Genomic DNA, 12,823 nt, shown 5'->3' on the forward strand with positions numbered 1-12,823 from the left:
GCATGGGCGCAGTAGTGGTGGATCCCGGGTCCTCAAGCCTGATGCTTGAGCCGGAGCACGTCCTGGACCGCGCGTCCATGAACCTTGCCAACGCCTTGTTGGGTAATGCCGCCACAGCGCCCGGTCTGGAGGTGCTGGTGGGTGGGCTCAAACTCCGCTTCGTGACAGGCTCCGCCGTTGCAGTGACTGGCGCCGAGGGCGTCGTGACCCTCAACGGCGAAGAGCTGCCGCTGAACAAGCCCGTCCGGGTGGCTCCCGGAGCAGTGCTGTCCTTCGGTCCGGCCAACTTCGGAATCCGGTACTACGTTGCCGTGCAGGGCGGATTCACGGGCCGCGGGGCACTCCAAGCCGGCGCCGCACTGTCATTTGGCAAGGCACAGGGACATGGTTTCCCACACATCCACCAGACAGCCCGCCGCGCTTTGGATCCGGAACGCCCGGTGGTCGCCCGGATCAGCCGCGGACCCCGCGTCCCCAACTACGACGCCGGGTTGTGGCATCGCCTGACCACGGAACCGTGGATTCTCTCGCCTGAGTCGGACCGGGTCGGTGCGCGGCTGGCGGGCCGGCCACTCGAGGTGGCTTCGGCTCCGGCACCCGAGGCCCAACCGTTGACGGCAGGCTCGGTGGTGCTGCCGGCGTCGGGCCTTCCGGTGATTGCACTTGCCGACCGGCCCGCCACCGCTAAGTCCCCTGTTATTGCCGTCGTGCGGGATGAGGATATTGACCTGATAGGCCAAGCCAGGCCGGGGCAGATGGTGCATCTGCTGGGTTAGCGGATCGGGGCCCGCGGTGACGAGACATCCAACAACGTGCCCGAGCGTCAGTCCTTCTTCACTTGCTGGGCCAGCATGACGAGGATGCCGCTGGGCCCACGGAGGTACGTCAATTTGTAGATGTCCTGGTAGTTGGCAACACCGCGTAAAGGCGTGCATCCGTGCTTGGCCGCGATTTCAAGGGAGGCATCGATGTCGTCAACGGAGAAGGCGACCCGGTGCATGCCGATCTCGTTGGGAAGGGTCGGGCTCGTTTCGATCGCATCCGGGTGGAGGTATTCGAAAAGCTCCAACTGGCCATGGCCGTCGGGGGTTTGGAGTACCGCGATCTTGGCGTGGTTGCCGTCGAGCCCCACGGCGGTGTCGGCCCATTCGCCGCTGACTGTGTCGCGGCCCAACACCGTGAGGCCAAGGTCAGTGAAGAATGCGATTGTTGCTTCAAGATCCCGGACGGCAATCCCGACGTTTTCAAGTTTGATAGGCATGCGTTGAACGTACCAAGGCGCGCTGGATAGCTCCAGAGCCGCCCATTCAGGCCGAAGGGTCCTTAGCCGAAGAGCAGATGGGCCACGGTGAAGATCGCCAGGCCTGCCAGCGCGCCCACAACGGTTCCATTGATGCGGATGTACTGAAGGTCCTTGCCCACTTGGAGTTCGATCTTCTGCGAGGTTTCCTCGGCATCCCACCGCGCCACGGTGTCCGAAATGACGCCTGCTATGTCTGAGCGGTACGTGTTCACCAGGTAAGCGGCGGCGTCGCCGATCCACGTGTTGACCTTGCCCGCCAGTTCGTCGTCGTTGACCAGGCGCGTACCGAAGTCGCGGACGGCGCTCTTGAAGCGCTGGCTCAGTTCGCTGTCGGGATCGTCGACGGCGTTGAGCAGTGCCGTCTTGACCGTCCCCCACGTGCGGGAGGCAAGTTCGCGGACCTCGGGGTCACCCAGGATCTGCGCCTTGATGCTCTCCGCCCGTTCTATCATTGCCGGATCATGCTGGAGATCCTGGGCAAGGTCGGTGAGGTAAGCGTCGATCGACTGGCGGACCTGGTGATTCTGGTCGGCCTGGACTGCGCGGACAAACTTGGAAAGTTCCACGTGCACGCGGTCTCCCACCAACCCGTCAACGAAAGTCGGCACCCACAGGGGCGAGCGGTCCGACACCAGCCGGTTCACAGTTGAATGGTTGGCATCAACCCAGTCTGCGGCGCGGTCAACCAGCAGGTCCACCAGCGTGTGGTGGTGTCCATCAGCGAAGATCCTTTCCGCCATCCGGCCCACGGGCGGCCCCCACGGGGGAGTGAGGAGGTGCTTGCGGACCATTCCTTCGATGACCGCCTGTACGTCGTCGTCGTTAAGGACCGTAAACGCGCCGCGGATCACCGCGCCGCCCTCTTTGGCCACGCGTTCGGCGCCGCCGGGAGCGGACAACCAGTGCCCGGCTTTACGGGCGATATCGATGCTCGCCAGTTTCTCCTGCACAACCTCCTGTGAAAGGAAGTTGCTCTCCACGAACTCACTGAGCGATTCGCCGATCTGGTCCTTGCGCCGCGGAATGATGGCCGTGTGCGGAATCCGCAGGCCCATTGGGTACTTGAAGAGCGCGGTCACGGCAAACCAGTCCGCCAAAGCACCCACCATGCCGCCTTCGGCCGCAGCACGCACATATTCCAGCCACGGATATTGCTTCTGGAACGCGAAAGCGACCGTGAAAATCACTGCCATGGCAATGAGGAGGGCCAGCGCCAAGCGCTTCATCCGCAGCAGCGCGGCTGCCTTTTCCCTTTCACCAGCGGAAAGATCGACGACGGCGGTACGTCCGCGCGTCGTCGTCGAACCTGGCTGCGTGGGCAGCGGGTCCGGGGTGGTGACGTCTTCAGTTGGGATTCGCTCAGAGTTCACCTGCATTAGCCCAGCGTAGCCCCCGTTGGGACGGCGGTGTGGGCTACCGTGTCTGCATGACTAGCGACGACTTCACCCCGTTCCGCCCGAAGGTCTACGCCCACCGGGGTGCCAGTGCCGCGTTCGCCGAGCACACCCGTGCGGCGTACTTGAAGGCCATCGCCGACGGCGCCGACGGTGTGGAGTGCGACGTCCACCTGACCCGTGACCAACACGTGGTCCTCCTGCATGACGCCAACCTCGACCGCACCTCCACAGGCACGGGACCTGTCTCGGAACACACCTTGGAGGAGCTCAGGTCCTTGGACTTCTCTTCCTGGAAAGGCGCGCGCATTCCGGACGCCTATGGGGGAGTGGCAGACCAGTTCCTTACCCTGCCAGAACTGCTGGACATCCTCCGGGGAGCGGGACGGGAAATTGGTCTGGCAATCGAACTCAAGCATCCCAGTCCTTACGGGCTCAAGCTGGAGGAGCGGGTCATCGCAGTCCTGGAGCAGGAAGGCTGGTCCGCCGAAGAATCACGGCTTGAGAATATACAGATCTCGTTCATGAGCTTTGACTCCGACTCCGTGCAGCGGTTGCTCCAATCGGTTGCAGGGCGCCACATTTGCCAGTTGGTGGATGACTTCACAGTGCAGGAAATACGGCAGGAACTCGGGCTGGGCTTCCTTACCGGCGGTGCCGTGGCCAATGTCATGAAAGCAGCCCAGGAGGATGCCGAACGTGTCCTGGACGAAGGACAGGTGGGCATCGCCGGTCCGGGGATCGACTATGTGCGCGAGCACGCACGGAACGTTCAGCGCTGGTTGGAAGCCGGGCGCACGTTCAGGGTGTGGACTGTGGACTCCGAAAAGGATGTTGCCCTGTGCCAAGGCCTCGGCATCCAGGAGATCACCACCAACAAGCCGGCGCAGGTACTTGCCCAGTTGATGGTGTCCAACTAGACCGGCGTAGCTCCGGCTTTGGGGGCCACTCCGCTTGTGATTGAGTGGTCTCATGCCTTTTCGCTGGTCAGCCCAAGCAACCCGTACCACTTCCGCAGTCGCCCTGAGCGCCCTGCTCCTGACCAGCGCTGTGAAGCACTTCCGCACGCCTTCGTTCTACAAGCCTGTGGTGCCGGATTACTTGTGCCGCAAGGATGAGCCGGGGAGCCGCCCGAACGGCCCCCTGGCAGTTATGTCCCGCGAGGAATGGATTGCGTCTTCCGGCCTGCTGGAGGCCGCAGTCGCCGTCGGACTGCTGGTCCCTGCCACGCGCAAGGTTGCCGCCGACACGACTACCGCCATGTTCACTGCATTCCTTGCAGGACATATTGATGCCTTGCGTCGCGCCTACGGTCCGACTGGCACGAAGAAAGAGCGCCGTATCCACACACTCCGCCTGCCGCTGCAACTTCCCCTCATCCTTTGGTCGTGGAGTCTCCGGAAATGAGTGGCGGTTCCGCTCCCGCGAAGCTGAAGGAGTCACCGGCCTTCAAGATCGCGCTGTCCCTGAGCATTGCGACGGGCTTGTATGGCGTATCTTTCGGGGCCCTCTCCGTGGCATCAGGTTTTGATTTCTGGCAAACCATGGTCTTGAGCCTTCTGCTGTTCAGCGGTGGATCCCAGTTTGCGTTCATCGGCGTGGTGGCGGGTGGAGGCTCAGGTGTTGCCGCGATGACTGCCAGCGCCCTGCTGGGGTTGCGCAACGGAATCTACGGAATGCAGATCAACGCCATGCTGCGTCCAGGGGGCTGGAAGCGTTACGTCTCCGCCCACATCACCATTGACGAATCGACTGCCACAGCTTCCGGCCAGTCCGATCCCGGCGAACAAGCCCGCGGGTTCTGGACTGCGGGTATTGGCATATTCATCTTGTGGAATATCTTCACGGCGGTTGGAGCGTTGGCAGGCGATGCCATGGGCGACCCGAAGCAGTGGGGTTTGGATGGTGCTGCCGTTGCGGCCTTCCTGGCGCTGCTGTGGCCACGGCTCAAAGGGCGCCAACCCTGGGCGATTGCCGCAGCGTGCGCCTTGGCTACAGTGCTGGCCGTGCCCTTCGTGCCTTCCGGCGTCCCGATTCTTGTTGCGGCCGTGGTGGCAGGCGTGATCGGCTGGTTCAGCCACTCGCGTATGGATGAAGGGCTTGAGCCGGATCTGGATCCCTACGCGGAGACTCGCCGGCGAGATAAGAATCAGCACAGCAAAGATCATCACGGAAATGGGGGTGCGTAGTGAACCTCTGGCTGTGGATCCTCATCGCCTGCGCCTTGGCTTATCTCACCAAACTGGTGGGCTACTTTGTGCCCGCCAAGCTGTTGGACAACCCCCGCATCATGCACGTGACCGGAACCATGACCATCGGGCTGCTCGCGTCCCTCACGGTGGTGAACGCCGTGGCGTCCGGCCAGGGCCTGGTTCTCGACGCGCGGATCGGCGCCCTGGTGGCCGCCGCCGTCGCACTACTGCTTCGTGCGCCGTTCCTGGTTGTTGTCATTTCGGGCGCAGCAGCCGCTGCATTGCTGCGGCTGCTGGGCTGGGGCTAGCGGTACTGCTGGTCCGTTGGGTGTTGTCCGGGATGACCCTGGACAGGCGGCTGTCCGTAACCCGGTACTTGGCCGTAGCCCTGCTGCTGGCCGTAAACCGGGGGATATGCCGGCGGGTACGCCATGAACTGCCGGCCGGCTGCCGGTCCGAGGTATTGAGCTGAGCCGTACGAAAGCATGGGCACGAAGACCACCGGAAGCAGGACAAGCCCCACCGTGTAGCCGGCGTCTTTCCCGAAGCTCTTGGCGAGGTCGTTCAGGGCCACGATGCTGAAGTAGATCCCGGCGAACGGGATGAGGAACAGCAAGTACCAGTACCAGGGGCGCCCGGCGATCTCGAGCAGTTTGATCCCGTTGTAGACAGGGACGAAGGCGGCCCAGGCCGGTCGGCCGGACTTGGTGAAGATTCCCATGTAGAGCACACCAACGATCGCGAAGATCACGGCGAAGTAGATCAGCATGAACAGCAGGGCGAGGCCGGCCGTGGCAGCGGATCCTGCTCCGCTGGAAGAGTATGAGCTTAGGGGAATATTCATACGGTAGACGATACGGGCACGTCTTCGGCTCCGCGATGGGCAGGACTCACCATGGGCCAAGGATCGGGCCCGGCCCTGGAAGCCGCGGAGGGGCTTCAGGCGCCTTCGGTGAGCGTCACTCCGGGGATGCCCGACTGTTCCGGCAGGGGACGCGAGGGGCGTTCTGTCCGGATAGCGTCCTCGATTAGGGCCACAGGACGCTTCCAGGCTTCGGATCCCGGTTCCATGGTGTCCACTGCCCCTATCAGCATGGCCACCAGCCTGACCATGTCTTCGATAGTGATGTCTTTGCGCAGCGATCCCTGGCCCTGGCCGCGTTCCAAGAGTGTGGCCATGGACCCGATGAGCCCGCCCGTGATGCCCATGAGGAGCCCACGGCGGCCGGCGACGGCGTCAAGCAGATTGGCATCTTCGCTGGCAACCCGCATCACGGCGTCGATGACGTTGATGAGGCCTTCGGCGGCGTCCATGCCGTCCGCTGCCGCAGCGGCCACGGGGTCCACGTGCTGGCGCAATTGACGCGACAGTGCGGCGAGGACCAATTGCTCTTTGTCGGAGAAGTTGCGGAACAACGTTGCGGGGCCAACTCCAGCGGTGGCGGCAATGGTCTGCAGGGGCACGTCAGGGCCGAATTCACGGAAGCACTGCCGGGCGGCGGTAATGATCTTGTCTACGTTGCGTGCGGCGTCTGCCCTGAGGGGCTTGCGTTCAGAGGGCTGTTCCATGCTTGTCAGGGTAGCAACGCAGGCGTTCAGGCCTGTTGTTACGCGGGAGTAGGTTGTTATATGACAAACCGGCACATGAAACACTGGATTCATGTTGCTTGCATTCTCAGTTGCCCCTTCGGGCCAGCCCGCTTCCGCCGCCAATGGTGGACCCACCCCTGACGCCTCCGTGCACGACGCCGTTGCTGCCGCCGTGAAGATCGTCCGCGAGTCCGGATTGCCCAACCAGACGGACTCCATGTTCACCACCATCGAAGGCGAATGGGACGAAGTTTTCGACGTAGTCAAACGGGCCACCGAGGCGGTCGGGCGCTATGGCAGCCGCGTCTCGCTGGTCATCAAGGCGGACATCCGCCCTGGTTACAGCGGCGAGCTGACCGGCAAGGTGGAGCGCCTGGAAGACGCCATCTCCGCTTCGGAGTAGATGCTTTCCCCGGCGGGCGGTCAGTGCCAGACTGGGGGCCATGATTGAACACGTGACCGAGCCCGGCTGGGTGGACGTCGAACGGTACCTGACGGACGTCGTCGTGCATCCCGAACCTGCCCACCAGCGCGCGGTGGCTTCCGCCATGGAGGCCGGGATGCCGGCCATCGAGGTCGCGCCAAACGCTGGCAAGCTGCTGAGGATGCTGGTGCAGATGTCGGGGGCCAGGCGCGTGCTGGAGATCGGAACGCTGGCTGGGTTCAGCAGTATGTGGATGGCCCAGGGGCTGCCTGATGACGGCGGGATCGTTACGTGTGAATACCTCCGGAAGCACGCCGAGGTTGCACGCGCCAACCTGGATGCTGCCGGCGTTGGCCACAAGGTGGACATCAGGGTGGGTGCGGCCCTGGACACGCTTCCGACTCTTGCCGGCCAGGAGGCGTTCGACTTTGTCTTTATTGATGCGGACAAGGAAAACGACGCCAATTACCTCGACTGGGCCATCCGGCTGGGTCACCCCGGCACGGTGATCGTGATGGACAACGTGATCTGGGACGGTGCCATCCTGGAGCCCGGGCGGGACGAGACGAACGCTCCCGGAATCGTAAAGGCGTTGGAAATGATGGGGCAGGATCCGCGTCTGGATGCCACGGCCATTCAGACGGTAGGGAGCAAGGGCTGGGACGGCTTCGCGATCGCGCGGGTGCGGTAGGTGGACTTCACGCTTCGCCCTGCAACGGTGGACGATGCCCGGGCCATGGCTGTGATGCACCTCCAGTCATGGCGCGAGAGCTATGGACGGCTCCTGCCCGATGAGTTCTTTGCCAAACAGGAAGCAGGATTGCCCCAACGCATCGACAAGTACAGGGAGTCAATCGCCGCGGGCCATGCAAGGATGCTGGCTTTCGGTCCCGATGGCGACCTGGTGGGGCTCGGAGCAGCTGGTCAGGGCAACGACGAGGACCGCCCGTGCGATACGGAATTGTTCATGCTTTACACCTTGGAACGGATCCACGGGAGGGGAGTTGGACAGGCGCTGGTGGACGCCTTGATCGGGGACGCTCCGGCTTACCTGTGGGTCCTGGACGACAATCCGCGGGCCCAGGCTTTCTACCGCCGCAACGGGTTCGTCCCTGACGGCAAGCGCCAGTTGTGCGACCCATCGTGGTACTCGCTCCCGGAGCATCGGATGGTACGCCCCGGCGTCTGATCCTGAGTCAGCGCTCGCTCTCCTCGGGCTGGTCCATGTCCAGCGGCGAGTCGAGCAGGCCCGGCGGTTTGGGCACCCGCGCGAGCAGGAGGCAGACCACCGTCAGCCACGCCACTGCTGCCGTCAGTACCTCCGCCCATACCGATGCTCCAAGTTCCATGTAGCGATCATATGGCTCAGCGGAGCAAAATTGTAAGTATCCTTACTACTGATGTGACTGAATCGGGTAACACTGCACTCCACTAGGCTGGAACCATGGATCAGGCAGGGCGGCAATAGTGGCGAAACGCGGAAAAAGGTCGACGGCGGGAGTCGTCGAGGTGCCTTCCGGCACCCGTCCTGACGGCCCGGTGGCAGGCGTCTATTACATCGATACCGGCGACTGCGAATTGCTGCAGGACCAGGACAACTCCAACGGCTGGCTGCTGAAAATCAACGGCGTCATGAGCTCCCATATCGACCTCGCGGACCCCCTGTTCCTGGACTTCGAGTACATGCGGTGGATTGCGGCCCTGGTGGAATCCCGATGGCCCAGGGAGTACAAGCCCAAGCTGCGTGCACTCCATCTGGGCGGTGGGGCGTGCTCCATGGCGCGGTATTTCCACTCGGCGTACCCCGAAGCGCGGCAGGTGGTTGTGGAGCTTGACGGCAAGCTGGCCGACTACGTCCGTGGCTGGTTCGATCTGCCCAAGGCGCCGTTGCTGAGGATCCGCGTGGGAGAAGCCCGGGAAGTCACAGAGTCCCTCACTCCGGATACCCGCGACCTCATCATCCGCGATGTTTTTGCCGGAGCCTTCACGCCACGTGCCCTGACCACTCGGGAGTTCACGGCCCATGCCGATGCCGTACTCGCCGCTGACGGACTGTATGTGGTCAACTCAGGGGATGCGCCGGACCTGAAGAATGCCCGGGCAGACGCCGCTACTATCGCAGACACCTTCGAGCACACCATGATCATTGCTGATCCGGCCATGCTCAAAGGGCGCCGGTACGGCAACATGATCATGGCCGGCAGCCACGTTCCTTTCGGCGATGACCCCACCCTGGCGCGCAGGTTGCTGGGCGGCGGCGTGCCGGCCCACATCTGGGACGATGCCAAGGTTCGGGCCTTCGCAGCCGGAACCCCGGTGCGGCACGATCCTCCTGCCGAGTGACGTTACCCCCGGCTCAAGGAGCTGTTCCAAGCCTCCCATAGGGTGGCATACCGGCCGCCGCGGGCCAACAATTCCTGGTGCGGACCGGACTCAACAAGCCTTCCGTGCTCCATCACCACCACCGTATCCGCGGAGGCGGCCTGCGACAGCCGGTGCGCGATCACTACGGACGTCCTGCCGGCCAAGGCGGCTTCCGCGGCCTGGTCAAGCATGGTTGCCGAACCCGTTCCTGCCTCCGCCGTCGCTTCGTCCAGAACGGCGATCGGCGGGTCCTTGAGCAGGAGCCGTGCGAGGGCCACTTGTTGCGCCTGCTCGGGGGTGAGCTGGTGGCCTCCGGCACCTACGGGAGTCTCCAGTCCGTCGTCGAGCGTTTCACTCCAAGTGGCCCCTACCGTGTGCAGGACCTGCCGCAATTCCGCAGGGGAAGCGTTCGGCTTGGCGAGCCTGAGGTCCTCGGCGAGGGTGCCGGAGAAGACATGCACTTCCTGGCTCACCATGGCAATGCGTTGATGCAGCTCCGCGGGGTGGGCGCTGGCGGAATTGAGGCCCCCCACCAGGGCGGTCCCGCGTTGGGGTTGTTCCAAACCCATGATGACCTTGGCCAGTGTGGTCTTGCCTGCCCCTGACGTTCCCACGATGGCCACACGTTCGCCGGGTTTGATTGTGAGGGACACTCCGTTGAGCGCGGGACGCTGGCCGGGGTAGGCGAAGGAGACATCGTCCAAGACGATTCCGGCGTCCTTTTCCGGGGCGGTGCCACCCGGGGCGGTGCCGTCAGGCTTGGTCCGGTCCGGGGGAGCAGCCGGCCCCGCGGATTGCGTCAGCCCGAACATCCGGCCCAGGCCCGCGGCTGCCTTCTGGAGCTCGTCGAACTGCCCCAGGACCAGGCCAATCGGATCGAATAACCGGTAGAAATACAGTGCCGCTGCCGTCGCTGCCCCAATGGTTACCGCGCCCTCGGCGTGTAGCCAGAACCCCACCAGCAAAACGGCGGACAGTCCAATGAGCTCGGCCAGGTTGAGGCGGTTGTAGAAGCGGGTCAGGTAGCCAACCCCGCGCAACGAATGGCCGATGTTTTCCCGGGAGGCTGCCGCCACAAGATCGGCATGGCGTTCTGCCAGTCCCAGCGCCACGACAGACGCCGAACCGTGGACGGTCTCGATGATCTGCTCGGTCCGGTTGGCCTCGGTGATCCGGACCGTCCGATAGATGGGGGCGGTCCGTTTGAGGAACCAGCGCAACGTGATGACCTGCAAGGGTGCCGCAACCAGCACGGCGACGGCGAACCGCCAGTCGATCACGCCCAGGCCAAACAGTGTCACGGCAATGGTGAACGCTGCGCTGGTAAACGCGGGCAGCACGCGGGAGATGGCCTCGCTGACGGCCTCCACGTCGCCGGAAACCCGCGCAACGACGTCGCCAATCCCTGCCTTTTCCAGTTGTGCCAGCGGCTTGCGGACTGCTGCTGCGAACACGTCCTCGCGCAGTCCTGCCAACGCTTCCTCGCAGATCCGGGCCAGGAGATTCTGTCCCAGAATCCCCAGGAGTGCTCCCAAGCCACCGGCCACCAACAAGGAAACGGCCAGCCACAGCAAAGACAGGACGTCTCCACCCGTCGCCGCAATATTGACCATCGTGCCCAGGATTGCCGGAGCCGCGAGCCCGCAGCAGGACGCTGCCAGCAACACCAGGATGGTCAACGTGAGCCTGCCCGGACGCTGAGCCAACAGGCGCCACATGGCCTTCCGTGTTTCACGGGGAGAGGCTATGGGAAGAATTTCGATGCTCATGAACCCACCACTTCGCGGTAGCCGGCGGAGGTGGCAAGAAGCTCGCGGTGGGTGCCTGTTTCCGCCGGACCGCCCGCACCCGCAATGACCACGCGGTGGCACGCCGCCAGCAGCGTGGGACTGGTTGTTACCAGCACCAGCGCCTTGTCGGGGAAGTTCCGCAGGCCGTCGGCGATCACGGCTTCCGTGGCGGTGTCGACGGCGGTGGTGGGGTCGTGCAGGACCAGTACCGGTTGCGGCTGGTGCAGTGAGCGGCCCAGTACCAGCCGTTGCCGCTGGCCGCCGGAGAGGCTCTGGCCATGACCGGTCAGGACGGTTTCGGTGCCGTCGGGCAGCCCGGACACAAAGTCCCCGACGGCGGCAGCGGCCATGGCGCGTTCCTCCAGTAAGGCGGCGGGTGCCGCGACGTTTTCGCGGACACTGCCCCGGAACAGGACACCATCGTGGTTGTCGGCAAACACCTGCGAGCGGATGTGGCCGGGGTCGAGCCCTGCGGCATCCTGGCCATCAATGGAGATGAGGCCAGGCGGGGTGGGTACGCGGACGCCAAGGGTGTCCACCAACTGCCTCGCCTGCGTGCTGTCGGGGAGGACGATCCCCACGATTTCTCCGGCTGACGCTGTGAAGGCGGGCAAGGTGCTGTCAGCTGCGCCGCTGTGGATTTCGAGCAGCGGGGCGCTGGTCGCCGCGGACCGGTCGTCCGGCGTCGTGCGCTCTTTCGGCTCACGTGAGCGGGACTGTTCGGGGGCCGGCACTGCGGCCGGTTCCTCCAATACGGCCGCGATCCGCGCCGCGGAGGCGCGCTTTTGAGCCAGTTCCACACTCAGGAACCCGAGCCAGGTCATGGGTCCCTGGACGAATTGGGCCACGCCAACAACCGCCACCAATTGACCCACGGAGATTGTCCCCTGGAGGGCAAACCAGGCCGCGAAGAAGGCGATGCCGGCCAGGAACGCCGCAGAGAGGGCGGTGCCGGCGCCTGTGTAGGCGGACTTGGCGCGGATGGCTTTCAGCGCCGAAGCCAACGAGACCCGGCTCGCGGAGCGGTAGCGGGTGATGGCTGCATCCTCGGCGCCGAGGCCCTTCAAGGGGCGGGAACCGGTAATGAAGTCCGTCGCCAGGGCTCCTGCCCGCGCGGCCGTGGACTGTTCAGCGTCGCTGCGGTTTTCCAGCGGTTTGGTGAGGTGATGCATGACGAGCAGCATCACCGGGGTCGCCAGGAGGACGGCAAGCCCCAAGGGCACGGAGATCAGCAGCAACGTGACGGCGGAGGTGACCAGCCCGGCCACGGCAGCCAGGCCACCACTGATCAGCCAGGACAGTCCTGCAACCCTGTCGGCGTCGGAGGACGCGATGGCGACGATTTCGCCGGGCGCTCGCCGGCTGGCCATGCCGCGGGGGTGAAGGTTTCGTTCCACGACGAGTTGGCGGAGGTCGTGGGAGCCGTAGTTGAAGGAGCGCTCAGTGACCAGCGTCCCGAGCCGCCACGAGAGCGCCAGGACCACGAAGACCACGGCCAGGGCGCCCAGCCACCCAAGGAGGGCGGCGACGTCGTTCGGTTGGATGGCGTTGTCCACCGCCGCGCCAATGGTGGCCGGCACCAAAGCCTCGCTGACCTGGTGCAGCGCGAGCCCGGCACAGCCTCCCAGCAGCAACTTCCATCGGCCGTTCGCAAACAGGGCGAACGTGAAGATCCGGGATACCTTCCACGGTGCTTGCTTGTTGCGCCCGGGCGGGCAGGTCTGAAGAGCGGAACTGGAAGGCATGCTTACCATAGTAAGGCTCAC

The 12,823-nt window shown here is 64.3% G+C and carries 16 protein-coding genes; 9 read left to right on the top strand and 7 right to left on the bottom strand.

The window, feature by feature from the left end; genetic code table 11:
• The first annotated feature begins 2 nt into the window (after positions 1 to 2).
• Positions 3 to 776, top strand: coding sequence for a biotin-dependent carboxyltransferase family protein (locus tag HMI60_RS05860; RefSeq protein WP_193590734.1), 774 nt, complete (start codon positions 3 to 5; stop codon positions 774 to 776).
• A gap of 47 nt (positions 777 to 823) precedes the next feature.
• On the opposite strand, the gene HMI60_RS05865 is transcribed toward HMI60_RS05860, so the two are convergent.
• The gene (locus tag HMI60_RS05865) at positions 824 to 1,261 is read right to left on the bottom strand and encodes a VOC family protein (RefSeq protein WP_018778888.1); all 438 of its coding nucleotides are present in this window, start codon (positions 1,259 to 1,261) and stop codon (positions 824 to 826) included.
• A gap of 62 nt (positions 1,262 to 1,323) precedes the next feature.
• The gene (locus HMI60_RS05870) at positions 1,324 to 2,679 is read right to left on the bottom strand and encodes a DUF445 domain-containing protein (RefSeq protein ID WP_193590735.1); all 1,356 of its coding nucleotides are present in this window, start codon (positions 2,677 to 2,679) and stop codon (positions 1,324 to 1,326) included.
• 50 nt (positions 2,680 to 2,729) lie between these two features.
• On the opposite strand from HMI60_RS05870, the gene HMI60_RS05875 reads away from it, so the two are divergent.
• The 4 genes from HMI60_RS05875 to HMI60_RS05890 are packed head-to-tail and all read left to right on the top strand — an operon-like array spanning position 2,730 to position 5,197.
• Positions 2,730 to 3,617 (top strand): glycerophosphodiester phosphodiesterase family protein, encoded by an 888-nt coding sequence (locus HMI60_RS05875; RefSeq protein WP_193590736.1) that lies wholly within the window; start codon positions 2,730 to 2,732, stop codon positions 3,615 to 3,617.
• A gap of 52 nt (positions 3,618 to 3,669) precedes the next feature.
• Positions 3,670 to 4,104 (top strand): hypothetical protein, encoded by a 435-nt coding sequence (locus tag HMI60_RS05880; RefSeq protein ID WP_193590737.1) that lies wholly within the window; start codon positions 3,670 to 3,672, stop codon positions 4,102 to 4,104.
• Positions 4,101 to 4,886, top strand: coding sequence for an AzlC family ABC transporter permease (locus HMI60_RS05885; RefSeq protein ID WP_110505980.1), 786 nt, complete (start codon positions 4,101 to 4,103; stop codon positions 4,884 to 4,886). The genes HMI60_RS05880 and HMI60_RS05885 overlap by 4 nt, the downstream gene beginning before the upstream one ends.
• Complete coding sequence (locus tag HMI60_RS05890) at positions 4,886 to 5,197, top strand: AzlD domain-containing protein (RefSeq protein WP_193590738.1); 312 nt, start codon at positions 4,886 to 4,888, stop codon at positions 5,195 to 5,197. The genes HMI60_RS05885 and HMI60_RS05890 overlap by 1 nt, the downstream gene beginning before the upstream one ends.
• Here HMI60_RS05890 and HMI60_RS05895 read toward each other — a convergent pair.
• Together HMI60_RS05895 and HMI60_RS05900 are read right to left on the bottom strand one after the other, a co-directional pair.
• Positions 5,194 to 5,733: a DUF5684 domain-containing protein gene (locus HMI60_RS05895; RefSeq protein WP_193590739.1), complete on the bottom strand. Its 540-nt coding sequence runs from the start codon at positions 5,731 to 5,733 to the stop codon at positions 5,194 to 5,196. The two genes, HMI60_RS05890 and HMI60_RS05895, sit on opposite strands and share 4 nt — an antisense overlap.
• Positions 5,734 to 5,828: 95 nt before the next feature.
• Positions 5,829 to 6,458, bottom strand: a complete 630-nt coding sequence (locus tag HMI60_RS05900) for a TetR/AcrR family transcriptional regulator (protein ID WP_018778881.1) — start codon at positions 6,456 to 6,458, stop codon at positions 5,829 to 5,831.
• A 91-nt stretch (positions 6,459 to 6,549) separates the two neighbouring features.
• Between HMI60_RS05900 and HMI60_RS05905 the strand changes: the two genes are divergently transcribed.
• Genes HMI60_RS05905 through HMI60_RS05915 form a run of 3 tightly spaced genes read left to right on the top strand, consistent with a single transcriptional unit; the run spans position 6,550 to position 8,092 of the window.
• Positions 6,550 to 6,882 (top strand): thiamine-binding protein, encoded by a 333-nt coding sequence (locus HMI60_RS05905; protein ID WP_055977396.1) that lies wholly within the window; start codon positions 6,550 to 6,552, stop codon positions 6,880 to 6,882.
• 40 nt (positions 6,883 to 6,922) lie between these two features.
• Positions 6,923 to 7,594 carry an O-methyltransferase gene (locus HMI60_RS05910; RefSeq protein WP_193590740.1) on the top strand — a complete coding sequence of 224 codons (672 nt, stop codon included), beginning with the start codon at positions 6,923 to 6,925 and terminating at the stop codon, positions 7,592 to 7,594.
• Positions 7,595 to 8,092 carry a GNAT family N-acetyltransferase gene (locus HMI60_RS05915; RefSeq protein ID WP_064723592.1) on the top strand — a complete coding sequence of 166 codons (498 nt, stop codon included), beginning with the start codon at positions 7,595 to 7,597 and terminating at the stop codon, positions 8,090 to 8,092.
• A 7-nt stretch (positions 8,093 to 8,099) separates the two neighbouring features.
• Here HMI60_RS05915 and HMI60_RS05920 read toward each other — a convergent pair whose 3' ends face one another.
• Positions 8,100 to 8,252, bottom strand: coding sequence for a hypothetical protein (locus HMI60_RS05920; RefSeq protein WP_018778877.1), 153 nt, complete (start codon positions 8,250 to 8,252; stop codon positions 8,100 to 8,102).
• Between the two features lie 118 nt (positions 8,253 to 8,370).
• Between HMI60_RS05920 and HMI60_RS05925 the strand changes: the two genes are divergently transcribed.
• A complete protein-coding gene (locus tag HMI60_RS05925; protein ID WP_018778876.1) occupies positions 8,371 to 9,246 on the top strand; it encodes a spermidine synthase in 876 nt (291 codons plus the stop codon).
• A 2-nt stretch (positions 9,247 to 9,248) separates the two neighbouring features.
• Here HMI60_RS05925 and HMI60_RS05930 read toward each other — a convergent pair whose 3' ends face one another.
• Together HMI60_RS05930 and HMI60_RS05935 are read right to left on the bottom strand one after the other, a co-directional pair.
• Positions 9,249 to 11,036 (bottom strand): ABC transporter ATP-binding protein, encoded by a 1,788-nt coding sequence (locus tag HMI60_RS05930; protein WP_193590741.1) that lies wholly within the window; start codon positions 11,034 to 11,036, stop codon positions 9,249 to 9,251.
• On the bottom strand, positions 11,033 to 12,802 hold the full coding sequence (locus HMI60_RS05935) for an ABC transporter ATP-binding protein (protein ID WP_227453661.1): 1,770 nt from the start codon (positions 12,800 to 12,802) through the stop codon (positions 11,033 to 11,035). The genes HMI60_RS05930 and HMI60_RS05935 overlap by 4 nt, the downstream gene beginning before the upstream one ends.
• Positions 12,803 to 12,823: the final 21 nt, after the last annotated feature.

Source organism: Paenarthrobacter sp. YJN-D, from assembly GCF_015040335.1.
Classification (GTDB): domain Bacteria; phylum Actinomycetota; class Actinomycetes; order Actinomycetales; family Micrococcaceae; genus Arthrobacter; species Arthrobacter nicotinovorans.

What these genes read in the sequence shown, in the direction of transcription:
- HMI60_RS05860 (WP_193590734.1), top strand. Translation starts at nt 3, where the DNA reads ATGGGCGCAGTAGTGGTGGATCCCGGGTCCTCAAGCCTGATGCTTGAG.
- HMI60_RS05865 (WP_018778888.1), bottom strand. Translation starts at nt 1,261, where the DNA reads ATGCCTATCAAACTTGAAAACGTCGGGATTGCCGTCCGGGATCTTGAA.
- HMI60_RS05870 (WP_193590735.1), bottom strand. Translation starts at nt 2,679, where the DNA reads ATGCAGGTGAACTCTGAGCGAATCCCAACTGAAGACGTCACCACCCCG.
- HMI60_RS05875 (WP_193590736.1), top strand. Translation starts at nt 2,730, where the DNA reads ATGACTAGCGACGACTTCACCCCGTTCCGCCCGAAGGTCTACGCCCAC.
- HMI60_RS05880 (WP_193590737.1), top strand. Translation starts at nt 3,670, where the DNA reads ATGCCTTTTCGCTGGTCAGCCCAAGCAACCCGTACCACTTCCGCAGTC.
- HMI60_RS05885 (WP_110505980.1), top strand. Translation starts at nt 4,101, where the DNA reads ATGAGTGGCGGTTCCGCTCCCGCGAAGCTGAAGGAGTCACCGGCCTTC.
- HMI60_RS05895 (WP_193590739.1), bottom strand. Translation starts at nt 5,733, where the DNA reads ATGAATATTCCCCTAAGCTCATACTCTTCCAGCGGAGCAGGATCCGCT.
- HMI60_RS05900 (WP_018778881.1), bottom strand. Translation starts at nt 6,458, where the DNA reads ATGGAACAGCCCTCTGAACGCAAGCCCCTCAGGGCAGACGCCGCACGC.
- HMI60_RS05905 (WP_055977396.1), top strand. Translation starts at nt 6,550, where the DNA reads ATGTTGCTTGCATTCTCAGTTGCCCCTTCGGGCCAGCCCGCTTCCGCC.
- HMI60_RS05910 (WP_193590740.1), top strand. Translation starts at nt 6,923, where the DNA reads ATGATTGAACACGTGACCGAGCCCGGCTGGGTGGACGTCGAACGGTAC.
- HMI60_RS05920 (WP_018778877.1), bottom strand. Translation starts at nt 8,252, where the DNA reads ATGGAACTTGGAGCATCGGTATGGGCGGAGGTACTGACGGCAGCAGTG.
- HMI60_RS05930 (WP_193590741.1), bottom strand. Translation starts at nt 11,036, where the DNA reads ATGAGCATCGAAATTCTTCCCATAGCCTCTCCCCGTGAAACACGGAAG.
- HMI60_RS05935 (WP_227453661.1), bottom strand. Translation starts at nt 12,802, where the DNA reads ATGCCTTCCAGTTCCGCTCTTCAGACCTGCCCGCCCGGGCGCAACAAG.